The organism is Moraxella haemolytica (genome assembly GCF_030177935.1).
In the GTDB taxonomy this organism is placed as follows: Bacteria; Pseudomonadota; Gammaproteobacteria; order Pseudomonadales; family Moraxellaceae; genus Moraxella; species Moraxella haemolytica.
Genome location: NZ_CP089974.1, coordinates 1,576,103 through 1,599,579, shown reverse-complemented (window position 1 = coordinate 1,599,579; position 23,477 = coordinate 1,576,103). Strand labels below are relative to the sequence as shown.

Annotated in this window: 20 protein-coding genes and 1 pseudogene; 5 read left to right on the top strand and 16 right to left on the bottom strand. The window is 43.1% G+C overall.

Annotation, left to right across the window (positions count from 1 at the left end):
- Positions 1 to 42 precede the first annotated feature (42 nt).
- Positions 43 to 930, top strand: coding sequence for a PHP domain-containing protein (locus tag LU276_RS07590; protein ID WP_284673254.1), 888 nt, complete (start codon positions 43 to 45; stop codon positions 928 to 930).
- 33 nt (positions 931 to 963) lie between these two features.
- Here LU276_RS07590 and LU276_RS07585 read toward each other — a convergent pair whose 3' ends face one another.
- The 6 genes and pseudogenes from LU276_RS07585 to trmB all read right to left on the bottom strand — a co-directional run bounded on the left by LU276_RS07585 (position 964) and on the right by trmB (position 7,570).
- Positions 964 to 1,830 (bottom strand): regulatory protein RecX, encoded by an 867-nt coding sequence (locus tag LU276_RS07585; RefSeq protein ID WP_284673253.1) that lies wholly within the window; start codon positions 1,828 to 1,830, stop codon positions 964 to 966.
- Positions 1,831 to 1,840: 10 nt separating this feature from the next.
- Positions 1,841 to 2,914, bottom strand: a complete 1,074-nt coding sequence (recA, locus tag LU276_RS07580) for a recombinase RecA (RefSeq protein WP_284674617.1) — start codon at positions 2,912 to 2,914, stop codon at positions 1,841 to 1,843.
- Between the two features lie 672 nt (positions 2,915 to 3,586).
- The gene (locus LU276_RS07575) at positions 3,587 to 3,775 is read right to left on the bottom strand and encodes a hypothetical protein (protein ID WP_284673252.1); all 189 of its coding nucleotides are present in this window, start codon (positions 3,773 to 3,775) and stop codon (positions 3,587 to 3,589) included.
- On the bottom strand, positions 3,769 to 4,383 hold the full coding sequence (locus tag LU276_RS07570) for an endonuclease/exonuclease/phosphatase family protein (RefSeq protein ID WP_284673251.1): 615 nt from the start codon (positions 4,381 to 4,383) through the stop codon (positions 3,769 to 3,771). Before LU276_RS07570 ends, LU276_RS07575 begins: the two co-directional genes overlap by 7 nt.
- Before the next feature lie 665 nt (positions 4,384 to 5,048).
- Positions 5,049 to 6,501, bottom strand: a pseudogene (locus LU276_RS07565) (NAD-dependent succinate-semialdehyde dehydrogenase).
- A 289-nt stretch (positions 6,502 to 6,790) separates the two neighbouring features.
- A complete protein-coding gene (gene trmB / locus LU276_RS07560) occupies positions 6,791 to 7,570 on the bottom strand; it encodes a tRNA (guanosine(46)-N7)-methyltransferase TrmB (protein ID WP_284674616.1) in 780 nt (259 codons plus the stop codon).
- 158 nt (positions 7,571 to 7,728) lie between these two features.
- Between trmB and LU276_RS07555 the strand changes: the two genes are divergently transcribed.
- Positions 7,729 to 8,667, top strand: coding sequence for a DUF2628 domain-containing protein (locus LU276_RS07555; protein WP_284673250.1), 939 nt, complete (start codon positions 7,729 to 7,731; stop codon positions 8,665 to 8,667).
- The gene (locus LU276_RS07550; RefSeq protein WP_284673249.1) at positions 8,664 to 9,401 is read left to right on the top strand and encodes a TraX family protein; all 738 of its coding nucleotides are present in this window, start codon (positions 8,664 to 8,666) and stop codon (positions 9,399 to 9,401) included. Before LU276_RS07555 ends, LU276_RS07550 begins: the two co-directional genes overlap by 4 nt.
- Positions 9,402 to 9,410: 9 nt before the next feature.
- On the opposite strand, the gene LU276_RS07545 is transcribed toward LU276_RS07550, so the two are convergent.
- From LU276_RS07545 to LU276_RS07500, 10 genes are all read right to left on the bottom strand, one after another.
- Positions 9,411 to 11,684 (bottom strand): primosomal protein N', encoded by a 2,274-nt coding sequence (locus LU276_RS07545; protein ID WP_284673248.1) that lies wholly within the window; start codon positions 11,682 to 11,684, stop codon positions 9,411 to 9,413.
- A 49-nt stretch (positions 11,685 to 11,733) separates the two neighbouring features.
- Entirely contained in the window at positions 11,734 to 12,117 is a 384-nt protein-coding gene (locus LU276_RS07540; RefSeq protein ID WP_284673247.1) for a Rid family detoxifying hydrolase, read from the bottom strand.
- A 333-nt stretch (positions 12,118 to 12,450) separates the two neighbouring features.
- Positions 12,451 to 14,667 (bottom strand): RelA/SpoT family protein, encoded by a 2,217-nt coding sequence (locus LU276_RS07535; protein WP_284673246.1) that lies wholly within the window; start codon positions 14,665 to 14,667, stop codon positions 12,451 to 12,453.
- A 426-nt stretch (positions 14,668 to 15,093) separates the two neighbouring features.
- Positions 15,094 to 15,363, bottom strand: coding sequence for a DNA-directed RNA polymerase subunit omega (rpoZ, locus tag LU276_RS07530; protein WP_284673245.1), 270 nt, complete (start codon positions 15,361 to 15,363; stop codon positions 15,094 to 15,096).
- 71 nt (positions 15,364 to 15,434) lie between these two features.
- The gene (gene queE, locus LU276_RS07525) at positions 15,435 to 16,148 is read right to left on the bottom strand and encodes a 7-carboxy-7-deazaguanine synthase QueE (protein WP_284673244.1); all 714 of its coding nucleotides are present in this window, start codon (positions 16,146 to 16,148) and stop codon (positions 15,435 to 15,437) included.
- Between the two features lie 285 nt (positions 16,149 to 16,433).
- Positions 16,434 to 16,646 (bottom strand): TM2 domain-containing protein, encoded by a 213-nt coding sequence (locus LU276_RS07520; protein ID WP_284673243.1) that lies wholly within the window; start codon positions 16,644 to 16,646, stop codon positions 16,434 to 16,436.
- An 80-nt stretch (positions 16,647 to 16,726) separates the two neighbouring features.
- The gene (gene dapD / locus LU276_RS07515; RefSeq protein ID WP_284673242.1) at positions 16,727 to 17,545 is read right to left on the bottom strand and encodes a 2,3,4,5-tetrahydropyridine-2,6-dicarboxylate N-succinyltransferase; all 819 of its coding nucleotides are present in this window, start codon (positions 17,543 to 17,545) and stop codon (positions 16,727 to 16,729) included.
- Between the two features lie 117 nt (positions 17,546 to 17,662).
- Complete coding sequence (locus LU276_RS07510; protein ID WP_284673241.1) at positions 17,663 to 18,586, bottom strand: alpha/beta fold hydrolase; 924 nt, start codon at positions 18,584 to 18,586, stop codon at positions 17,663 to 17,665.
- A gap of 278 nt (positions 18,587 to 18,864) precedes the next feature.
- Positions 18,865 to 19,929 carry a lipoyl synthase gene (gene lipA, locus LU276_RS07505; RefSeq protein ID WP_284673240.1) on the bottom strand — a complete coding sequence of 355 codons (1,065 nt, stop codon included), beginning with the start codon at positions 19,927 to 19,929 and terminating at the stop codon, positions 18,865 to 18,867.
- Positions 19,930 to 20,302: 373 nt separating this feature from the next.
- The gene (locus tag LU276_RS07500; protein ID WP_284673239.1) at positions 20,303 to 21,052 is read right to left on the bottom strand and encodes a TSUP family transporter; all 750 of its coding nucleotides are present in this window, start codon (positions 21,050 to 21,052) and stop codon (positions 20,303 to 20,305) included.
- A 131-nt stretch (positions 21,053 to 21,183) separates the two neighbouring features.
- Here LU276_RS07500 and cuyB point away from each other — a divergent pair, with 131 nt between their 5' ends.
- Both cuyB and LU276_RS07490 read left to right on the top strand, forming a co-directional pair.
- On the top strand, positions 21,184 to 21,900 hold the full coding sequence (gene cuyB / locus LU276_RS07495; protein WP_284673238.1) for a cysteate racemase: 717 nt from the start codon (positions 21,184 to 21,186) through the stop codon (positions 21,898 to 21,900).
- A gap of 204 nt (positions 21,901 to 22,104) precedes the next feature.
- A complete protein-coding gene (locus LU276_RS07490) occupies positions 22,105 to 23,382 on the top strand; it encodes a dicarboxylate/amino acid:cation symporter (protein ID WP_284673237.1) in 1,278 nt (425 codons plus the stop codon).
- Positions 23,383 to 23,477: the final 95 nt, after the last annotated feature.

Here is a 23,477-nt window from a genome sequence, read left to right as displayed (position 1 = left end):
ACCCTGTACTATGTATGGGGTGTTTGTTTTTATGGGTAGAAAATGATAGATTTGCATAGCCATAGCACTGCTTCAGATGGTACAAATTCGCCAACTGAACTGGTTAAAAAAGCACACTTGGCAGGTATCACGACCTTTGCTCTAACTGATCACGATACCATTGCAGGCGTGGTGGAAGCAAAGGCGATGGCACAATCTTTAGGTATGACGCTAATCCACGGTGTTGAGATTAGCTGTACGCATTGTCTGCTAGGTGGTTATGGCACACATCAGCAGATTGATAAGATTATCCATGTGGTCGCTCTTGATTTTCATGATGTTCGGCGAATGAATGATTCCTTGCAATCATTACAAGATAGTCGTCATGAGCGAGGTAGGCGTATCGTTCAAAAACTTGCTAATATCTTGGCGGGTAATGATAATGCTCTGTCGTTACAAGAGGTATTGTGGCAAGCGGTGTTGGATAAAACAGGGCAAAATCCACGTGCGGTAGGTCGAGCTCACATTGCACAAGTGCTCTATGAAATGGGTTTTGTGCCCAGTGTGCAGTCGGCTTTTGATAAATATTTGGCAGACGGAAAATCTGCCTATGTGGAGATTGAGACCATCAGCATGGCTCAAACCATTAAGTTGATTCATGAATGTGGCGGCTTGGCGGTGCTAGCACACCCAACTCGTTATGGACTATCAGCAACTCGAACCAGACGCTTGATTGCTGATTTTGCAGAGCTTGGTGGCGATGCTTGTGAGTTACCTAATAATGAACCTGCTAGTTTGCGAGCAATGATTGACCGTGCTATCGCCCAAAATCGGTTGATGGTATCAGTGGGAAGCGATTTTCATGGAAGTAATATGCCTTGGAGAAAACTTGCCGCAGTGGCGAAACCATCTCCTGAACAAGTGGGTGTATGGACTTGCTTTAAAAGCTAGCAATAATTAAAAAATTTCTGTTTGAATTAGTGTCTAACGAAACCGGAGTTCTTCTAGGTCGTCTAGTGTATATTTTAATGCATCAAAGCATACACCCATCTCAAAACCACGATACTGCAAAAACCTTAGTTGTTTGGCTTTGTCTTTTGCACTTATAGGGCGGTCGTTGCCGTATTTTTTACAGCGGGCTTCCACAGCAAGTCTTAGCCAGTCAATCTTGTCATCATCTACTAATACCGTCCCATCATTGATGCTAGGAATATCTGCCATCTGTATGAGTTCATCAAGAGAGTAAGGAAGGGTTAGTTTGGCTTTTTTTAAGGTGTGCAAAATATGGTTTTTGCCACGACCACGCCGCACGCTTTCACGGATTAACATAAAAGCAAATCGTTCATCAGACTGATAGCCTTTTTCACTAAATTCATCAAGCAGTGCGTCAATCTGCTGACTGTCATGCCCTTTATCTAGCAGTTTTTGTCTCAGTTCGGCTCTTGAGTGTTCTCTCTTGGAGAGGTAATAAAAGGCAAGCCAACGCAAATGATTGGTGGTTTTGTCATTTTGATAAATGGGTTCGATGTCAACACCTTGCAGAGCGTGCCGTGTGGCATCATCTAGGATTTGTTGTGTATCATCGGCAATGATGGTTGTGATATGGTACTTTTGCTTGGTTTGGTCTGGTTTTGGGTTAGTGAAGTGGGTTTGTTTGTTTGAAGAATTGTTTTTTGTGTTTGATAAAGATTTGGGTTGATTGGTTGTACAAGCTGATTTAATGAGCCTGTCTGATTTGTCTGTATTTTTCTGCGATTGAATATTGGGGCTTGACGATAAAGCGGAAGTCTTAGCAGGCATGGTATCATCTATGTCCGCTAGGATTTCCGCTAATGTTTTAATGGTGGTCAAGAATGGCTACCTAAAATAGGTTTTTATCTTCCATGCCTTCAATAAATTCAGGCGGTTCGCCAGCGTCAGCATCGTGATCTGGCGGTGTGGTATCTTTGCTCATTTTTTCTTGACGAATCTTGGCTTCAATTTCTTGGGCAAGCTCTGAATTTTCAGCAAGATATTTTACGGTATTGGCCTTACCTTGCCCGATTTTGTTATCGCCATAGCTGTACCAAGCACCAGATTTGCCAATAGCACCGATATCTACGCCCAAATCAACAACTTCGCCCAGATGGTTGATGCCTTCGCCATACATGATTTGGAAGTCGGCTTGGCGGAATGGAGGAGCCATCTTGTTTTTTATAACCTTGACGCGAGTTTCGTTGCCGACAATTTCTTCGCCTTCTTTGATTTGCCCAACTCGTCTAATATCTAGGCGTACAGAGGCGTAGAATTTTAGAGCATTACCGCCTGTAGTGGTCTCAGGCGAACCGAACATGACGCCGATTTTCATACGGATTTGGTTAATGAAAATCACCATACAGTTGGAGCGTTTGGCGTTACCTGTGATTTTACGCAAAGCTTGGCTCATCAGGCGTGCTTGTAGACCCATATGGCTATCGCCCATTTCGCCTTCAATCTCAGCTTTTGGCGTTAGAGCAGCAACTGAGTCCACGACAATCATGTCCACCGCACCTGAACGCACGAGCATATCGGCAATTTCAAGGGCTTGCTCACCGTTGTCGGGCTGAGAAACCATAAGTTTGTCAATGTCTACGCCTAATTTGCGGGCGTAAATGGGATCTAGGGCGTGTTCGGCATCAATGAATGCACAAGTACCACCTTGCTTTTGGCATTCGGCGATGGTTTGTAGGGTGAGCGTGGTTTTACCAGAGCTTTCAGGTCCAAAAATCTCAATGATTCTACCTTTAGGCAAGCCACCGATACCTAAGGCGATATCAAGTGATAGCGAGCCTGTTGAGATGACATCAACATCTATTTTGGCAGATTCATCGCCTAGATACATGATGGTGTTTTTGCCAAAGCTTTTCTCAATCTGAGCCAGTGCTGCTTTGAGTGCTTTTTCTTTATTTTCGTCCACGCTACCGGTAGGTTCTTTCGCTTTACTCATGTTGTACCTGTCTGTTATCCAACTAAAATTATCTGTGTTTTAAAGTCAGCTTATTATAACATAATCATTATTGAGTTTTCACTTGTCGCTTCGCTTTTATGTGTGTTATTTTTGTTGCTCGGTGTGAGTGCTGATGAATGAGGTTGGGGTATTTTGCTTTAGGTGATTATTGGCTAGGTAAGTGGTGCTATCTTCACAGCTTTGGCTAAAAAGATGAAATTATCCACAGGTTTCACAAAGAGAAATTGATGGTTTTCGTGGAACATTTTTGTTAATTTTTACTAAAAACGACATAAAAAATAAAGCGAAGTTTATAGAAAAACTTATTTTATAACTTATTGATTTTATTTGATATTTTTAAATTATGCCCAAAGAAGTGTGAATTGTTTTTGTGCGTTGTAAGTGTTTATTTATAAGGCCTTTATGATTTTTTCTACTGCTTTTCCACAAAGTTATCCACAGATTTTGTGGATAAATTAACAAGGGGTGTGCAAAGTTAGTTGGTGTAAGCGTTGGCGGAATTTTGTCAATGGTTCTAAGGCTTGGTGCTCATTTTACTGATTGTGAATGATTGATGGGGGTGTTGCAATGTTTCACAAAAGATAATAAGACGCTGTATTGTGAAACTTTATTTAGATTGCATTAATATTTGGTTTTAATCACTTCTTGATTGGGGTTGTTTTTGGCGATTTTGTCTAATGTTTCGTGGATATCATCGCTACTTGGCGTGGGTTCTGTGGGTTGGGCGTTGTTTGGTTGATATTGAAATTTGCCATACACAGGGAAATGGTCAGAGCCGATGTTAGGAAGAACTTGAATGTCCTTTACCATAAAGTCTCGGCTATGAAAATGTGATCAAGTGGCCAGCGAAGTAAGGGGTGGTTGGCGTGAAAGGTGTTAAAGAGTCCACGCCCTTTGTGTGGGTCTAGTAGTCCACTGATTTTTTGGAAAAGTTTGGAGGTTGATGACCATGCCACATCATTAAGATCGCCAAATACCAATACAGGCTCATTCATGAATTCAATCTCACGCCCTACCAGTAGCAGTTCAGCATCTCTATCGGTGGCGGACTCGGTGGGGCTAGGAGGCATGGGGTGTAAACAGTATATGTAAACCCAATCATTTGAGCGAAGTTTTAGTCTGGATTTGATGGAGGGTATGTCATCGGTTACCCAATGACGAATCTCACTATTTGCAAGCTCTAAGCGACTGTATAGGTGCATACCATAAAGGTTGTCAAGGGGGATTTTGACGGTATGATGGTAACCGCAATCCATGAGTGTATCAAGTTGACTTTGCCACCATTCATCGCTTTCTAGAGTCAGTACAATGTCTGGCTGCAACTGATGAATCTGATTAAGTAGTAGGTGTGCTTGATAATTGTGGGTGAGTACATTGGCAGTCAACAAAGATAAAGTGCGACTGTCATCCAGCCCCATAATAACTGTGCACCTTAGGTGGGTAAAGGCGGGCATAAACGATTATTTGACTGACTTGATATAAAAAACACAAGCCATTAACAATGGCGATTAACCAAAAGACTTGGTGGTGAGCATGAGCAAAAGCCATGCCTATTGGTGGACAAATTAAATTTGCAACTGCGATTTGCAATCTAGGAAAATCAAAAATGCGAAACACCCAATGGTCATGCTTGACAAAAGGTAGGAGTGTTGCCACTATGGGAAACAACATTAAGCAAAACCAACCATATTCTAGCATGGTAAAAAACACAAGACACCTACTCGCTACTCATAAAGGTTTAGTATAGCAAATTTTAATCAATGGAAAAGTTGGTTTTTGTTATTTTAGGTTAGTTTGCCTATGACTTATGAATGTTAATGAATGGCTAATTGTGGGGTGAGAATGGCTGTTGTGCAATGCTTAGGTATTAAAACTTGTCTGTATAAAGGGCTAGGTGGCTATCATGGCGGTTGTGGTAAATCAGTTTTGACCAGTGATAAATCCCCATCGCTAATCCAAGTTACCCAATTAAGGGTTTAAGATGGGTATTTAAGACCAGTACATCAGTATTTGTACTGGTCTTAATAGGTGTTCACCCATATGTTTTAAAGACCTAATGCCAAGCGGTCTGTGTTGCGGGTGTTTAGCTGATTTGCGTGCACCAGTATTTTGTGCTGATGTACTCTTCTATGCCGTATTTTGAGCCTTCACGCCCAAACCCTGACTGCTTGACTCCACCAAAAGGAGCAACTTCGGTGGATAAAAGCCCTGTATTTTGGGCGACCATACCGTATTCTAGGGCTTCGGACACTCGCCATGCTCGGGCATGGTCTTGGGTGTAAAAATAAGCCGCCAATCCATAGGGGGTGTTGTTAGCGTGTTCAATGACTGTCTTTTCGTCATCAAACACAAAAATCGGAGCAATCGGGGCAAATATTTCTTCGTGAGCGATATTCATGTCGTCACTAATGTCAGTGATGATGGTGGGTAGAAAACAACGGCTGTGGGTAGGGTAGAGTGTGCCACCTGTGATGAGTGTGGCTCCTTTATCTGTCGCATCCTTGAGTAGGTTTTGGGTTTTTTTGATGGCGGTATCATTAATCAAGCAGCCAATATTTGTGCCATCTGTTAGACCATCGCCTACCGTCAGTGCTTTTACTTGGGCTTTAAATTTGTGAATGAATTCGTCTTTGATGGCCTGATGAACATAAATACGGTTGGCACATACGCAAGTCTGTCCTGCATTGCGGTATTTGGACATCATCGCACCATGGACTGCTTTATCAATATCGGCATCATCAAAAACGATAAAAGGTGCGTTTCCGCCCAGTTCTAAGGAGAGTTTTTTGACTGTTTTGGCACATTGCTCCATGAGTAGTTTGCCCACTTGAGTGGAGCCTGTAAAGGAGAGTTTTTTGATTCGTTCATCGCTTGTCAAAACGCCACCAATCACTTCTGCTTGACCTGTCACAATTTGTAGTACGCCCTTAGGAATGCCTGCTTGAATGGCAAGTTCGCCCAAAGCAAGAGCGGAAAAAGGTGTCTGGCTGTCAGGTTTGACTACAATGGTGCAACCAGAGGCAAGGGCAGGGGCGACTTTGCGAGTAATCATCGCTGATGGAAAGTTCCATGGCGTGATGGCGGCACACACACCGATGGGTTGCTTTAGGACGACATAACGCAGTTTGTTGTTTGTGGGGGGGTATGATATCGCCATAAAGTCGCTTGGCTTCTTCAGCAAAGAAACGGATAAAGCTATTGGCATAACCAATCTCCCCAAGAGATTCTTTTAGGGGTTTGCCTTGTTCGGTTGTCATAATGATGGCTAGGTCTTCACGATTTTCATCAATCAAATCCGCCCATCGGTGCAATACGGTCGCTCGTTCATTGGCGGTTAGGGCTGCCCATGATGGCTGAGCTTGGCAGGAAAAACCGATGGCTTTTGTAACTTCATCGGCAGACAAGTCAGGAATTGTGCCGATTTTTTTATCATTAAAAGGATTAAAAACTTCAATGATGTTGGCAGATCTGGCAGACTGCCATGTGTTATCAATGAGAGCTTGCTCGTGGAATAAGGCAGGGTTGGTTAATTTCATAAAAATCCTCTTGTCAAATGGTGGTTGGCTAATTGATGTGTTCAATGAGTATTTAACAGTTGGTACAAATTAGCACCATCCATCCATTTAAACAAGTGGTTTTCTGTTAATAGTCAAAATCAAGCCAACACCACTGCCTTAACATGATGTCAATGTAGGTTGTATCGTCAAAAAGCCACACGTTGGTCTTATCGGCGTTCTTGCTAAAGAGCAATCGTTTTTGACTATTTGTTAAAACCTAGCAACCAAAAATGACCAAAAGGTGCTAGGTTTTTTGGTGCTTAATGAGTTATGGGTTGTGATTGATTTTTTGGTAAATCAAATCCCAAGAAGGGCGACCGTAATCTTGTCCACGCTTTTCAAATTTCGTCTGCGGGCGAAAATCAGGGCGGGGCGTGAATTTACCTTGTCCTGCTGTGTTTTTAAAGTCTGGCATATTGTCCAGTACTTCAAGCATCCACATTGCATAGTGTTCCCAATCAGTTGCGGCATGAAATAGACCGCCAGTTTTTAGCGTGCGAGAGACGATTTGCATGCGATGCGTGGTTACAAAGCGTCTTTTGTAATGACGTTTTTTTTGCCATGGGTCTGGAAAATACAGCTGTACGGTGTCTAGATGTTCATCAGGTAGGTTTGATAATAAAGCGATGGCATCGCCGTTTAATACTTTTAGGTTGGTCATACCTAGTTCATGAGCCAAATAAGCCACACGACCGATACCAGGTTCATGCACTTCAATGCCGACAAAATTACGCTGTGGGTCATTTTGAGCCATCTCAATCAAGCTGTCGCCCATACCAAAGCCAATCTCAAGCGTGATGGGTGCATCAGCACCGTTTGGCATATCAGTAAAATAGGCACGCAAATCGTTGATATTGCTAACATCGCCAAGCCGACCAAGTTCAAAGCCATGATTGATGACATAAGGGGCGTAGGTGCTATCGGTCAATGCCAGTTCACTGGCTTGGCTCATGTGTGTACGCCGTTTCATGAAGGTGTCAATCTGACGAAACTGTTCGGGAGTTTGGGCTAAGCGAGCTATCTGCTCACTGATGGTCTCAGGATTCATGTCGGGGGTCTGCCTGTCCCCACCGACAGGGGTTAAAAATTCTTGATTTGGTTCTGTCATGGCTTTATTTGTATGAAAAAAAGGCGTAAAATGTACAAGCCGTCATTATAAGTCAAGCCACCTGCAACCGCAAATACTTTTCCATTTTTAGCGTCATTATGTTTCGTCTGCCATTTTTAGAAGACACAACCCCGCCACCATTTTATCAAGCGAATCTTGGTGAAAAAGAACGAACCGAATTGGATCGGTGGTTTATTGGGCTGCGGTCTCAGCGTTATTATCTTAAGCGGTTTCATCAGTTTGATGAGATAGGTTGTCTGCACGCACGCTGGCACTGGGCGGCGTTTTTTTGTACTTTTGGCTGGCTTTTGTACCGAAAGCGTTATCTGGACTGTGTGGTGTACTGTGTGGCAGGTTGGTCATTCATCAAGGTTAATATCGCCATTGTTTTGGCGGTGCTTGAATTTAGTATTATTGGTTTTTTGCCTGAGCAATATCAGATGGGTAGTCGCATTGGTGTGGGTTTGGCTGTCTGGCTGTTTTGGGCAAGTATGGTGGCACGATGGGCGGATGCTTATTATTATCGCACGGCTCGGCGAGAGATTGCTGATGCTTTAGAATTTTACCCCAGAAATAAAGATGAACAAAAAAATCACCTAAAGCAAGAAGGTGGGGTGAGCTTGGTTGGTATGTCAGTGGCATTTGCCATGTTTGGGGCGATGATGGCGATTGTGATTGGGCAATTTATGCCCATTATCGCTACACAAAAAGAGCAGGCGGTTATCTTTGAAAGCTATCGTTCAGCAAAGGCGGTACAAAATCGAGTAGAAATCATCTACCAAAATACACAGTACTGCCCAGTTGCCTTACCTGTATCTACGGATAATCAGCGTGTATCAATGGAAGTTGTCTCAAGCGTGGCAGGCGTGTCGACTGACTGTGCGGTGGTGGCAAAGGTATCGGGTGCTAGCTATCCTGTGCGATATCTTAATGGCGAGACGCTTGTCATCTATCACACTCAAGATGAAAAAGGAAAAGATATCTGGCGGTGCCAAACTTCACTTAACAAAAAACGCCACCCAAAAAGCTGTATATGATGAATGCACAGCGGACGACCAGATGGGGGTTAGATGCCCTGTCGCTAAAGTGTATCGCCATGTTTGCGATGACGCTTGACCATCTGGCGTGGGTGTTTGTTGATGTGGAGAGCTGGCTGTCTGAGGGGCTACACTTTATTGGACGACTTGTTGCACCACTGATGGTGTATTTTTTGGTGGTTGGGTTTTATCACACCAAAGACATCAAGGCTTATGCCATGCGACTGCTTGTATTTGCTTTGATTGCACAGCTACCTTATTGGTTGTTTAGTTTATCTATTGAACAGATATTGCTGGGCGTGGCATGGCAGGAGTATCTGAGGGGTAATGTGCTATTTACCTTATTGTTTACTTTGGTGGCACTTGTGGTATGGCATTCCGATTGGCATCCTGTGGTGAAAGCGACTGGTATTTTGGCATTATATCCTATGGTGCAGTTGGCAGATTATGGCTTTTCGCTTGTGGTGATATCGCTTGTTTTTGCCTATTTTTATTCTAATAAGCACACAATGCTACTGGCTTATGTACTGCTATCGCCTGTGTTTTATGTGCTTACTTATGGTTTTTATCCCACCATAGGTCTTGGGCTGATGCACTTTGGTGTATTGCTTGTTGTACCGCTGATTTATTATTTTGATGGTAGTAAAGGTAAGCAGGTGGGTGGTCGCTATGTATTTTATTGGTTTTATCCTGTGCATCTAAGCGTTATTGCCGTGCTTGATTATGCGGTGTAGCCCCAAGTATTACCAACCTATTGGGTCAATATCAAGCGAGATTCTCACGCCTTTTAGGTCTGAGTTGGCTAAGATGTCTTGCCAGTGTGTCACCAAAACGGTGTGTAAGGTCTTTCGGTCTTTGGCAAGAAGTAGTAGCTGAGTGTGGTACTGGTTATTTTTTTTGCTCATCGGTGCGTCTGTGGCGTTACTTTTAGCAAGATTGGGCGTGTTGGGTATTTGTTGGGCAATGCTACTGATGGCAAGTCGAGCACGAGCAAGGTCTTGGCTTTGTGCACGAATTAGGGCGGCATGAGCATAGGGGGGTAGCCCTAACAGCTTTCGCTCGCCAAGTAAAGTCTTGGCAAGTGCCAGATAGCCATGATTGATGAGTGTCAGCAATAAGGGATTCATGGGTTGTCTGGTTTGAATCAATACTTCACCCATTTTATCAGCACGACCTGCTCGTCCTGCAACTTGTATGATTCTTTGGGCGGTGTGTTCGGGCGAGCGAAAATCAGGCGATAAAAACCCTAAGTCCGCATCAGCAATCACAACCAAAGTAACATTAGGAAAATGATGACCTTTGGCAATCATCTGCGTTCCAACCAAAATCGCAGGCTGATTGGATAGAATCTGTTCATACATACGCTCCCAAGCACCTCTTTGACGCATGGTATCCTTGTCGATTTGCCAAATGGGGTGGGTTTGGTGTGTGGTTTGGGGGTTGGCAAAGATGGCGTGTAGTTGCTCGGTCAGCTTGCTTGTCCCAAGTCCTAAATCCTGCAGGTTATGGCTATTGCATTTTGGGCAGGTGGTGGGGCTGTGCGTACAAAAACCACAGTGATGACATTTTAACTGTGATGATGGGTGCTTGTGCAAAGTCAGATGGGCATCACAATGCGGACAATCTGCCTGCCAACCGCACGCATCGCATAGCAATATTGGAGCATAGCCACGCCGATTTAAAAAAATCAACACCTGCTCACCCAAAGACAATCGCTGTTTGATGCGTCTTACACTTTCATCGCACAATAAGGTTTGTTGCTCTTGCCCACTCATCTGAACGATATTTCTTGTACCTAGACGGATATCCACCAAACGCAAAGGAGCGGACTTGGCGTTGCCTGCTCGGATGTGTAGCTGACATTCGGTAAGTTTGCCATCTTGAGCGAGTTTGAGATGTTCAAGGCTTGGCGTGGCTGTGCCAAGTACGATGGGAATGTTAAGTTGGTATGCTCGCCACATTGCCACATCACAGGCGTGATAGCGTAGATGGTCTTGTTGTTTGTAGGAGCTATCATGAGCTTCATCAATGACAATCAATCCTAAATTAGCAAATGGATACAGCACGCTTGAGCGTGTGCCGATGACAATCTGAGCCTCTCCGGACTTGGCAGCTTGCCAACCGTGCAAACGGTCGCCATCACTCATGTTTGAATGTAGAACGCAGATATTGGCGGTAAATCTTGAGCTAAATCTTGTTTTGGTTTGTGGAGTGAGCCCTATTTCTGGCACCAAAATCAGCACTTGTTTATTGGCTGATAAAGCTTGCCATATGGCGTGTAGATAGACTTCGGTTTTACCAGAACCTGTGATGCCATTGAGCAAGATGCCCTGATAATTGCCATTTATCATGGACTGCTTAATAATCTTAAAGGCGGATTGTTGCTCATCATTAAGTGATAAGGGGGCGTCTTGCAGTTTGGCAGGCTGAGTGTTTTTGGAGCTTGTTGTGATAAATGAGGTGATTAGCCCTTTTTCTTGCAAGGTTTTTAAGGTGGTTTTGCTGATACCCATATCAAGCAGGTCTGGCTCGGCTAGCTTGGTTGGACTGTCTTTGATGGCATTGATGGCTTGCCATTGTTTTTTGGCAGTTTTTTTGAGTTGGGTGGTGATATGTTCATCATCAATACCATCTAAAAGCCGCCAGAAGGTTGTTTGTTGTATGGCAGGTTTTCCTTGATTGATGAAGCTAGGCAACATGACAGGTAGCGTCTCGCCGAGTGGATAATGGTAGTAGGAGGCTAACCATTGTGCCAAATTTAACAGATGGTCATTAATGATGGGTGTGGTATCAATGACGCTTCGTATTGGTTTTAGTTTCTCATAAGGAATGTTAATATCCTTAACAGAGATGTGTGAGATGATGATGCCGACAAGTTCTTGGCGACCAAATGGCACACGCACCCGAGAACCAACGGCCGGTAGTATGCCATTATCTAAGCAGGATAGAGGGCATAGGTAATCAAACAGCTGATACAGGGGTGTGGGCAGGGCGATGCGTAATAAGGTAGTGTGCATGATGATAAAGGCTTGTCTGGCAAGCCCTTAGAGCAACGAAATCATAAAATCAAGCATCAAGATGTAAGATTGCTTCAATCTCAACCACACCACCTTTTGGTAATGCTGCAACTTGTACGGCAGCACGAGCAGGGTAAGGTGCGTTTAGGCGTGCATCAAAGATTTTATTTAATACAGCAAAATCATTTAGATCGGTCAAAGAAACATTGAATTTTACGGTATCGCTGAGCGTACCACCTGCTGCTTTAGCGATGGCAGATAAGTTGTCAAAGGCTTGTTCGGCTTGGGCTTTAAAACCTTCTTTTAGAGTCATGGTCGCAGGGTCTAATCCGAGCTGACCTGAAATATAGACAATATTGCCAACTTTGATGGCTTGGGAATAAGTGCCAACAGCGGCAGGGGCTTTGTCGGTGTGAATGACTTGTCTGGTCATGGGTATTCCTTTGTGTTTGTGCTTACAATGGGTTGGGTGTCCATCATAGATTGAGGGGTAATTTGATACAATAACACCGGCTATCTTTTGGGGTATGATATTAAATCTTGATGACCCCATAAACTCATCTCTGACTTATTGGCTTAGATGGGTTTTTAAGATATTGTCAGTAGTTTTTGGTTATTGGTTTACCAAAATGTGCTACTTGCATCTGTGAGCTTCAATCGTCTCTACAATGCCATCTTCATCAGCGAGCTTTGTTTGGTGATATTTATGATAAAACAAAGCCTGCTATAAATTCAAGCATTTTTTGATTGATGCATCTATCCTAAGTTAAGCGTGGTTATGATGGTGGTATAGTCGCATGATATTTGGATAGCCTAAAATTTGGCGTAAAACATGAATGCCCTCTTCAAGATGTTCTCGAGAGCGAACGACCACATTGAGCGTGGTTGTGCCTACCTTACTATTTTTATCTTTGATATCAGCCTTAACAGAGGTGTGTTCAACGCCGATATTTAAGGCACGAAGCTCATAGATGGCTTGGCTGATTTGTTCTTCGTTTAGCATGGCAAAGATACGCAGTGACGCTGAGAAATGCAGTTGGTGACTGTCATGATTGATTTTGATGTCATCTTTCCAATGCACTTGAATAATCTGGTAGGGGTTGGCGGCACGAATGGTGTTTAGTGAATAGCATTTGTGGCGATGAATGACCAGTCCATGACGAGCGGAGAGATGACCGACAATGTGGTCGCCATAAATAGGGTTGCAACATTTAGCAAAGGTAACCTCAACGCCTTTTACCCCTGCAATGAGATGCTTGGATTGGGTGATTTCATTACCATCGGCGATATCTACTTCCTCACTAAATAATCGTGAGACCACTAACTGTGCCAATAGTGAACCTGTGGCGATTTGTAGGAATATATCACGCTGGCTGTCCACACCACGCCATGCTAAGATATCAGCCCATTTGCTATCGGTAATGTCTTCAATGACCTTGTCATAGGCTTTAAGGGCTCGCATGAGAGCTTCTTTACCTGCATATTCTTTTTGGTCATCTGGTAGGTGTTTTAGAAACTTTAGAATCTCACTGCGTGCTTTATTGGTCGCCACAAAACCTAACCAATCAGCCTTTGGTGTGGCATTTTTGTCGGTGTCAATACTCACTGAATCACCATCTGCCAGTACCAAGCCTAGCTTGCCATGCTCGCCATTGATGTCAGCACCGACAGCGATATTGCCAATGGCAGGACCGACCGCATAAGCAAAGTCTAAAGCGGTTGAACCACGAGGCAGTTCATAAGCACGACCCTGCGGACTATAACAGACGATTTTTCGTTCGTGCAGGTAGTTTAGTAGTTCATCGATAATGGCAACAGAGTATTCATTGTTTTCTTGGAAGTCTTGTCCAGATTCGCTATTAGCAAGGGCTTGCATATTGCGAAGGCTGGCTTGGACGACAGAATGGCTGATATCCCCTTTATCTTTACTAATCACACCTAGGCGAGCCGCTTCTTGCATTCTTTTGGTTAGCAAGGTGATTTTGATGTGGTTATAATCTTGTTCGTAAATGAGCGTGAGCGATTGGTTGCCACCTGCTTGGGGCTTTCTAATGTTATCACGAATCATCTCATCACTGATTTCGTATTTTTGCACCAAATAGCACGCCAGTTTATCACAAGACTCAATGTCATCAAGCACAACGTCAAAGTCATATTGGCGAATCAGTCGGTTGATTTGCCCACGATTTTTAAAAAATTGGCGGTACATGGAGGTGCGGTTGTCAAGAACTTGTACATGACCGCTTAGGTTTAGATGGCTTAATAAATTTTGTAGATAAGTGCTGATTTCAATCTTTTGGAAGTTACGACCCAATCCGTGTTGAAGTAGCTTGTCAGTAAATTTGTTATACATCTCAGGGTTGAGATTGCGATAGCACAAAAGCTCAATATAATCGGCAATGTCATTTAACCCCATGATGCGAGCAAAAGGAATGTAGAAGTCTAGCGTTTCGTTGGCGGTGCGTTTTTGTTTCTCGGGACTGACCGCATCTAAAGTGGACATATTATGCAAGCGGTCGGAGAGCTTGATGATGAGAACACGAGGGTCGGTCAAGGTGGCAGTGAGTATCTTATGAAAGGTGGCCGCTTGGCTTTGTTGCTTATTCATGCTTGACGACCTAAGTTTGGTTACGCCATCAACAAGCCGTGCAACCGTCTCGCCAAACTCTGTTGTGAGCATTTCTTTTGTTACTTCGGTGTCTTCTACTGTATCATGTAAAATCGCTGAGATGATAGTATCTTTATTCAGACGAAACCCTGCCAAAATTTCCGCCACTGCAATGGGGTGGGTGATGTACGGCTCGCCCGATTTGCGTTTGTCCTTAATGTGTGCCACATCGCCAAAATGACACGCACGCAGAATGTCTTCATGCTCTTGTTGCTCTAGGTAGCTGACCGCACGCATTAAGCTATCACGAGATTCATCGACTAGCGGGTGGCTAAGATGGGTAGGAATGTCATGCGGATGGTAGTTGGCTAGCATAGGTACTCTTGGTTGGTAAATGATAAATGGGCTCACTAAGAAAGCCGTGTGGTTGTACAAATAAGTTGTATCAATCAACATTGATTATAAATATCAATTATCTGCAACATTGTCAATAGATTGTTCTATCATTTTATCACTTTTATACGAATAATGGCATAACAAACCGTGATTTAATCCAATAAGAAGCGAATTTTTAAATTGGGTTTTATCTCATTTATGGCAATGTTATAAAGATGTCATAAAAATGACTTAAACTGACATTTTGGCTTGCCAGTGATATCGGATAGATTGGGTGTTGATGGATAAATGCGTAGGGGTCTGCTTGTGATGGGTTGGTTGTGATTGCCAGATTGTTAAATGTCATAAAAAGACCGCACTTTGTGGGCGGTCTTTGATTAATAAAAGTGGCTTTTAAGCAAGTGCTTAAAAATCATCAGGTGTTAATTTTGAGAAATCAACAAATTCTGGTGTTTTGATGACAATCTCTTCATCTGGCTCATCCAAAATGGTGCGAGTAATGTTGCCAGAGGCAATCTCACGAAGTGCCAAAACGGTAGGCTTATCATTTTCAACGGTTACAGTCGGTTCAGCACTGCCTTTAGCCAGTTGGCGTGCACGCTTGCTTGCGACCAAAATCAGCTCAAAACGGTTATCGACATTGTCAAGACAGTCTTCAATAGTAACTCGTGCCATGGCTCTCTCTTTGCTAAATTCATGAATAATCGCTTATTTTAGCAAATTACATTCATCTTTAAAAGCATTTTTTATTTACCTCGTGCATCCGCCCAGATGATTTTGTGTAACTGTAATTGCAAGCGTACGGGCAGACCATCCGCCAAAATCCATTCGGCTAATTGTACAGCAATGTTTGGCACATCGGATCTTCGTTCATCAATCTCAAACATTGGCGAAAACCACACTACGGCACATTTTTTATGTAGCTCATATTGCCATAATTTTTCCACCGCCCATTCATAATCGGTGCGATCAGCAATCACGATTTTAATTTGGTCGTGGTTGGTCAGATGACTAAAGTTCCCCCATAAATTCCGCTTGTTCTCGCCGGAGCTTGGCGTTTTTAGATCCATGACTTTGGATACGGCAGGCGGGACATCTTTGACTGACAAAGCTCCTGCGGTTTCTAGTGATATATCATAGCCATGTTCTAAGAGTAATTTCATCAGGGCAATGACATTGGGCTGGGCGAGCGGCTCTCCGCCTGTGATACATACTCGCTTGCAAGGAAAACTGGCGATGTGAGTCAAAATCTCATCAAGCCCCCATCGTGCACCGCCTGTAAAGGAATAGGTCGTATCGCAATAAGTGCAACGAAGTGGACAGCCTGTCAAGCGAATAAAAATGGTCGGTAGACCAGCAGCCAGAGCCTCACCTTGCAAGGAATAAAAAATTTCGGTCAAGCGAAGTCCTGCCAATGGGTCGGTGGTGGGGATTTGGGTGTTTCTTAGGGCGGTGGGCATAGGTTAATAAAGCAGTGAAAACCGTTTATTTTAACAGATTTGAACGATTTTTTGGAAAAATTATCAGTGAAATCATTAAAATTATAAGTGTGTCAGCACCCATAGACATGATTGGATTAAAAATGGTTAAACTATCGCAATCGTCATCGGTAGTAAAGGGCTGTCTATCAGCTTAATCTATGGTCAATCTGGTGGTTTTGTTAAAATGTGATACTGGGCGGATTTAGAAGCAATAAAAGAGACTGGGCGAATGCTGTGTCTCTTTTATTTATCTTAAACAACAATCTAGTTTTTTACTACATTGCCGTCAGCATCGGTAAATTTACCAAAGATTAGAATGATTAAGTCATAAATCACCCAAATCCCCAAACCACCTAGCGTGATGAGCTGTAGTAGTCCTGTACCAATTTTGCCGACATAAAAGCGATGGATGCCAAATGTACCCAAGAAAAAGCAAAGCAGTACGGTAATGGCGAATGATTTGTTGGATTTATTCATTATATCTCTTGATGTGTTTGAAAACATCATCTCTAGTCATCTAAGGCTAGATATGACATTGCCTTTGGGCAATGATGATTTTAGTCCGCTCTTAGCAAATCGTTGATGGACGTTTTGGCACGAGTTTGGGCGTCTACTTTTTTGACGATAATGGCGGCATATAGGCTGTATTTACCACAAGGGCTTGGTAGGTTGCCAGGAACAACAACCGAACCTGCCGGCACTCGTCCGTAGTGAATCTCGCCTGTTTCACGGTCATAAATTTTGGTTGATTGACCGATATAAACGCCCATTGAAATGACCGAACCTTCTTCAACAATCACGCCTTCAACGATTTCACTTCTTGCACCGATAAAGCAATTGTCTTCAATGATGGTTGGATTGGCTTGAAGTGGCTCTAAAACACCACCAATGCCCACACCGCCTGATAAGTGAACATTTTTACCAATTTGGGCACAGCTACCCACCGTTGCCCAAGTATCAACCATTGTCCCTTCATCTACATAAGCACCAATATTGGTATAAGATGGCATTAAGATGACATTTTTGGCAATGTACGAGCCTTTGCGAGCAACCGCAGGGGGAACGACACGCACGCCTGCGTTTTTATAGTCTTCTTCTGTCCAGCCGTTGAACTTGGTATCTACTTTGTCATAAAAACCAAGTTCGCCTGTATTCATAGGCTTGTTGTCATTGATTTTAAAAGAAAGTAGCACGGCTTTTTTGACCCACTGATAAACCACCCATTCATCATTGATTTTTTCGGCAACACGCAGTGAGCCATTATCAAGACGGCTAAGTACTTCTTCAACAGCAGAGCGAATGTCAGCAGGGCAGTCGGTAGCACCAAAGCTGTTGCGGTTTTCAAAGGCTGTTTCGATGATTTGTTCAAGACTCATAAAAATTCCTATAAAAAAAGAGTTAATCAAATGATGTTAGATTATTTTACCACAACTTCTTACTCATTATCATAAGTTTTCAATAAGTTTTATCAATCATGGCTTTTGTTTATCGTGTTATATTAACCAGTGCAAAATGTCTTGATACACTTTATTTTTGGCGGTTTCGTGCAGTGGTTCATGTCTCATGTTAGGATATAGTCGAGCTTGCGTATTCTTATCTGAACGCACCAATTCATCAAAAATTTCATCGATGTCTTGCCCCATACGCCCCACAGGGTCATCTTTGCCACTGACGAGCAAAATGCGAAAGTTTTTGGGGGTGTGGGCGTACCATGTGGGTGATGTGGCTTTTTTGATGAGAGTTTGTAGAGCGATAAAACCATTGTTGCTAAACGCAAAACCGCACAAAGGATCGACTTCAAAGGCTTTGATGTTATCGGTATTTTCAGATAGCCATGCAAAGGGTGAGACAGATATCGGATAGCGGATTTGTGATAGCAGGTAGTCATTTAAAAGCATGGCAAAATACCTATTGGTTTTTTTGGGGTTTAGGTAGTGGATTACCCCAAGCGTGGTTAGAGCAAGGCGGTTCATCAGCCCAAAACTATTGCCTGTCCCCATGAGTATCGCTCCATGAAAACTTGTGGCGTGATGGGTTAGTACCGTTCGTACAATGAACGACCCCATTGAATGCCCCATGATGTAGTGAGGAATGGGGCGGTCAGTTAGGGTGCAGGCTTTATCTTTTAATTTATCCGCCATAATAACAACATCTTTACATAGGGCTTGGACGGGGTGTTTTTCATCGATAAAGCCAAGTTCGTACTTGTCTTTGACCGTCCGTCCATGCCCAAGCTGATCATAAGTGGCAACCAAGATACCATGATTGGCAAGAAACCTAGCAAAATCGGCATAGCGTCCGCTATGTTCACTCATGCCGTGTACAATAAGTAGGCTTGCCTTGATGTCGCCTTTTGGCATAAAAAAAGTGTGGTGTAGGCGGTGAATGCCGTTTGATGAGAGAATGGTTTGAGTCATGATATCTGTTCTGTATTTAACTATATACTGCCTGTCGTGCGATATGATCAGTATTGTCGCCAAAAAGTTGTTACTATCTTTAAGGTGGTTTGTGTCAATCCGCCAAAAGTAAGTCGGTATAACTTGGCTAAGATATGGCAGTTCGCCAGTTTTGAGAATCAATGGTTTAAAATAGTGCATCAACCAGCCATCGCTTTGGCACAATACAAGACTGACAGTTTTTGGAAAATCAACTGACAAAATAGGACGATAAACTCGCCCTAAATGTTTGTGTTGTGTTAAAAACACCCAGTTTTTTCGCCTTTTTCGGCTTTTGCCAGTTTCTCTTCGGCAAGTGCTTTGGCTGAACGCACAGGTGGTGGGCAAGGCTCGCCATAATATTGGCGGTCAGCAAAATAACTTGAACGCACCATTGGGTTCGCCCAAATGTTAAAAAAGCCTAACTTTTTGCCATATTCGGTATATCTAGCAAATTCATCAGGGTGTACATATCTATCCACAGGGGCGTGATTTTTACTTGGAGCAAGATATTGCCCAATGGTGATGATGTCCACATCGTGTGCTTTTAGGTCGTCAAGCAAGCGATAAACTTCTTCTTCACTCTCGCCAAGCCCTACCATAAATCCGCATTTGGTAGCAATGTCTGGACGGCGTGCTTTGTATTCTTTTAATAGCTTTAACGAATGCTCATAATCTGAACCTGGTCGAAACGCCTTGTATAGGCGTGGCACGGTTTCAATGTTGTGGTTGAAAACATCAGGAGCGGTTTGGCTTAAAATATCCAATGCCAGTTGCTCTCGTCCACGAAAATCAGGTACCAAAATTTCAATCAAGCAGCTGGGCGATAAAGCACGGCTTTCGTTGATAACCTCAGCAAAGTGTCCTGCACCACCGTCTTTTAGGTCGTCTCTATCCACGCTAGTGATGACGGCATATTTTAGCCCAAGCCCCAAAATGGTCTCGGCAGTATGGCGTGGCTCGTCTGTGTCAAGCGGATTGGGTCTGCCATGTGCCACTTCGCAAAACGGACAACGGCGGGTGCAAATATCGCCCATAATCATAAAGGTGGCTGTGCCATCGCCAAAACATTGGGGTAGGTTGGGGCAGGCAGCTTCTTCACAGACTGTATAGAGTTTTTGCTGGCGGAGTGTGCTTTTAATGCGTTCAACTTCGGCAGGGCTAGATAATTTGACACGAATCCAATCAGGCTTTTTTGGGGTTTCTAAGTTTGGAATAACCTTAATGGGGATACGAGCCACTTTGTCATAGCCACGCAATTTTTCGCCTTGAACGGCTTTTTTTGGAGCAGGCTTAGGGCTTGGGGTGTGGGTTTGGACAGACATAAGTGATACTTTAAAAATTAAATAAAAGAAAGAAAAAATTAGACCAATTTTACGCTATTTTTATATAAAAAGCGATCATCTTGATAAAAAAACTGCCATGCTTAGAATTTTAATCAAAAACATCTTGTGGCTAGACTAGATAGTCCGATGAGTAAATGTGCCATGATTACCATAACAGATTGACTGTTGATTGGATAAAAAGCATGATTTAAGCTATTTTGAGTTTTTATGGTGGTGGTAATTGCTAGAATGTATCAACACAAAAGTAAATGCCATAACAGTGAAACTTTAAAAATAATAACATAAAAACTAAGCGTTAAGTGAGCTTGGTTCTGATGGGTTGCCCATTAAAGGTAATTTGTGATTAAAATCTTTACCAAAACACATATCTTGCGACCATACAAAAACACATTAGCACAATCATTGGGCGAATGTATTTTGCTCCGCCTTTGACGACCATATTAGCTCCCAATACTGCACCAATGACTTGTCCGACAATCATCACTGTACCAACCAGCCAGACCACCTGACCGCCAATGATAAAAAAGATGAGACTTGCAATATTGGTGGCAAAGTTGAGCAGTTTGGCATTGCCTGTTGCTGTTACCAAGTCCATGCCTCGACCAACCACGCCAGAGAGTGAAAAAAATGTTCCTGTACCTGGTCCAAAATAGCCATCATAAAACCCAACGATAGGCACAATCCCTTTTTGCCAAGCATTGTGTGAGATTTTGGCTTTTTGTTTTATGGCACCCAAATTGGGTGAAAATAGTGTGTAAAGTCCCATTATCCCAACGACCACAGGAATGGCGATTTTTAAAAATTCTGGTGGCGATAGCTGTACCAAAACCGCTCCAATCGCTGAGCCAACAAAAGCAAGAATGAGAGCGGTTTTGATGTATTTGGGGTGGGTAACTCCCTTTTTTATCATTGCTAGGCTTGCTGACAATGAGCCTGCCGAGCCTTGCAATTTGTTGGTGGCAAGAGCGGCGACAGGGTTCATGCCTGTTAGCAGTAGGGCAGGAATGGTCAACAGTCCGCCTCCGCCTGCCACAGCGTCCACAAAACCTGCAAGTATCGCCACAAAAAATAAAATGCCTAAAAGCTCAAAGGTTAGTTCCATATGCTGATGTATGAATGCCAAAAAAGTTGCCCGTATTGTACTAAAAAACAAGCAGTAGATAAATGAAAAACTTTTAAACTGGTTGCTAAAATTTGCTAAAATAATTCTTTTTAAATTAGAAGGAAAATTCAGTGTCAAACAAAAAACCCACTATCGGTATCTTGGGTGGCATGGGACCGATGGCAAGTGCCGATATGTTTTTAAAATTCATTAAGTCTGCTCACGCCACAAGCGACCAAACGCACATTCCGCTCATCATCTCATCCATACCTGATATACCTGACCGATCCGCCTATCTCCTTAGTGATGGGGCTGACCCTTATCCTTATTTGTATGAATATACGCATAATCTCGTCAAGGCGGGGGCGGACTGCATGGTCATTGCGTGCAACACTGCTCATTATTGGTTTGATCGACTTCAGGCTGATTTTTCGCACATCACCATGCTGTCTATGATTGATGTAGCGGTGGCGTACGCCAAACAAAGTGGACATACGAATATTGGTATTTTGGCAACCAACGCCACTTTGGCAACCAATCTATATAAACACAAAATACAAGAAGCTAATCTTAACTACATCGCCCCAGAAGACAACACGCTTGTCATGCAAAGCATTTATGATTATAAGGCAGGGCGAATTGATGAGGCGACTACCTTGATGCAATCTGAGCAGGACAAACTGTTTGATAAAGGGGCGAGTGCGTTGATTATGGGTTGTACCGAAGTGCCACTTATTTTAGCCAATGACGCAAAAGCCAATCCTAATGCCTATATTGATGCCACGCAGGTATTGGTGGATAGGGCGATTGCTTGGTATCGTGAGGCGATTGCTCAAGCGAACGGTTAATTATTAAAAATATTGATATGCCTATTGACTTAATTAATAAGCTTTCTTAAAATGTTGTGATGGGGCTTTTTGCCATCAAATGGAAGTTTGTTTTTGTGAACAGCCTTACTTAATAGGTCAGTAAATCAATTTTAAGCCATTGTTTGTGATATAAACACGGTGGCTTGTTTTATTTTTCTCATGACAAAATAGCAAGGGTGTGCGATGTCTATTTTAAAATTATATTTTAAATCCAATCTGCTGATTCGCATTTTATTGGCACTTATTCTAGGGGCAGTAGGCGGATTGATTATCGGTAATTCGCCGAGTGTGATGGCGGTGCTTGCCCCGCTTGGCGAGATTTTTGTGCGACTACTAAAAATGATTGTTGTGCCTGTCATTGCTAGCACGCTCATTGTTGGTGCAAGCTCCATCACCCCAGCTCAGCTTGGACGCATTGGTGCTAAAACTTTGATTTATTATACCATCACTTCTATTTTTGCCATCATCATCGGACTTGGCATTGGTGCTTTAATCAAACCAGGTAGTGGACTTAATTTAATTGCTGATGCTGCCGCTGAAGGTAAAGCGGCTCAAGCCCCAACTGTCATTCAAATCCTACTTGACATCATTCCCACTAACCCTATTGGTGCAATTTCTGGCGGTCAAGTGCTACCGATGATCTTTTTTTGCTTGGCGTTTGGTATTGCTCTTGCCTTTGGGCGTGATAGCCATGATGAACAAATCAAAAAAAGTTCGGATACGGTGTATTATTTTGTAGATGGTGTTAGCCAAGCGATGTTTAAGATTGTCGGCTGGGTAATGCAATATGCACCAATTGGTGTGTTCGCTTTGATTTTTGGGGTATTTGCCAAAAATGGCGCGGTGGCTTTTGGTTCTTTAGCAAGTGTTACTGTTTCGGTTTATTTAGGGCTTTTGCTACAAGTCGTGTTGGTGTACTGCGTGATTTGTGCGATGTTTAAATTATCGCCAATGATTTTTTTAAACAAGGTTCGCCCTGCCTTGATTACCGCTTTTGTTACTCGTTCATCTGGAGCGACTTTGCCTGTCTCTATCCAGACTGCTCAATCCATGGGCGTGCCAAAGTCAGTGTATAGCTTTGCTTTGCCAGTCGGCTCAACGATGAATATGGACGGCACAACTGTATATCTTGGCGTGTGTGCGATTTTTATCGCCAACGCAGTGGGCATGCCTTTGACTGTCGATCAGATGATTACTGTAACCTTAACGACGGTATTGGGTGCTATAGGTACGGCAGGCGTGCCTGGAGCCGGAGCGATTATGCTGTTGATGGTGCTTGAGTCTATTGGACTACCTGTTGAAGCTGACTCTGTAGTGGCGATTGCTTACGGCATGATTTTGGGTATTGATGCCATCTTGGATATGGGGCGTACTTCAATGAATGTGGTGGGCGATATCGCAGGTACAGCCGTTGTTGCCAAACAAGAAAAAACACTAGATGAGACGGTGTGGAAATCTTAACCAAATCATTGACAAATCCGCTCAATTTACTGGGCGGATTTTTTGGTATTTTTAAAATAAATATTGACTATCTTACTATAACCTTTTGAAACTTT

What these genes read in the sequence shown, in the direction of transcription:
- LU276_RS07555 (WP_284673250.1), top strand. Translation starts at nt 7,729, where the DNA reads ATGTTTCGTCTGCCATTTTTAGAAGACACAACCCCGCCACCATTTTAT.
- LU276_RS07590 (WP_284673254.1), top strand. Translation starts at nt 43, where the DNA reads ATGATAGATTTGCATAGCCATAGCACTGCTTCAGATGGTACAAATTCG.
- dapD (WP_284673242.1), bottom strand. Translation starts at nt 17,545, where the DNA reads ATGAGTCTTGAACAAATCATCGAAACAGCCTTTGAAAACCGCAACAGC.
- LU276_RS07550 (WP_284673249.1), top strand. Translation starts at nt 8,664, where the DNA reads ATGATGAATGCACAGCGGACGACCAGATGGGGGTTAGATGCCCTGTCG.
- rpoZ (WP_284673245.1), bottom strand. Translation starts at nt 15,363, where the DNA reads ATGGCACGAGTTACTATTGAAGACTGTCTTGACAATGTCGATAACCGT.
- LU276_RS07520 (WP_284673243.1), bottom strand. Translation starts at nt 16,646, where the DNA reads ATGAATAAATCCAACAAATCATTCGCCATTACCGTACTGCTTTGCTTT.
- LU276_RS07545 (WP_284673248.1), bottom strand. Translation starts at nt 11,684, where the DNA reads ATGCACACTACCTTATTACGCATCGCCCTGCCCACACCCCTGTATCAG.
- trmB (WP_284674616.1), bottom strand. Translation starts at nt 7,570, where the DNA reads ATGAATCCTGAGACCATCAGTGAGCAGATAGCTCGCTTAGCCCAAACT.
- LU276_RS07510 (WP_284673241.1), bottom strand. Translation starts at nt 18,586, where the DNA reads ATGACTCAAACCATTCTCTCATCAAACGGCATTCACCGCCTACACCAC.
- LU276_RS07500 (WP_284673239.1), bottom strand. Translation starts at nt 21,052, where the DNA reads ATGGAACTAACCTTTGAGCTTTTAGGCATTTTATTTTTTGTGGCGATA.
- LU276_RS07575 (WP_284673252.1), bottom strand. Translation starts at nt 3,775, where the DNA reads ATGGTAAAGGACATTCAAGTTCTTCCTAACATCGGCTCTGACCATTTC.
- LU276_RS07535 (WP_284673246.1), bottom strand. Translation starts at nt 14,667, where the DNA reads ATGCTAGCCAACTACCATCCGCATGACATTCCTACCCATCTTAGCCAC.
- LU276_RS07540 (WP_284673247.1), bottom strand. Translation starts at nt 12,117, where the DNA reads ATGACCAGACAAGTCATTCACACCGACAAAGCCCCTGCCGCTGTTGGC.
- queE (WP_284673244.1), bottom strand. Translation starts at nt 16,148, where the DNA reads ATGCCCACCGCCCTAAGAAACACCCAAATCCCCACCACCGACCCATTG.
- LU276_RS07570 (WP_284673251.1), bottom strand. Translation starts at nt 4,383, where the DNA reads ATGGGGCTGGATGACAGTCGCACTTTATCTTTGTTGACTGCCAATGTA.
- LU276_RS07490 (WP_284673237.1), top strand. Translation starts at nt 22,105, where the DNA reads ATGTCTATTTTAAAATTATATTTTAAATCCAATCTGCTGATTCGCATT.
- lipA (WP_284673240.1), bottom strand. Translation starts at nt 19,929, where the DNA reads ATGTCTGTCCAAACCCACACCCCAAGCCCTAAGCCTGCTCCAAAAAAA.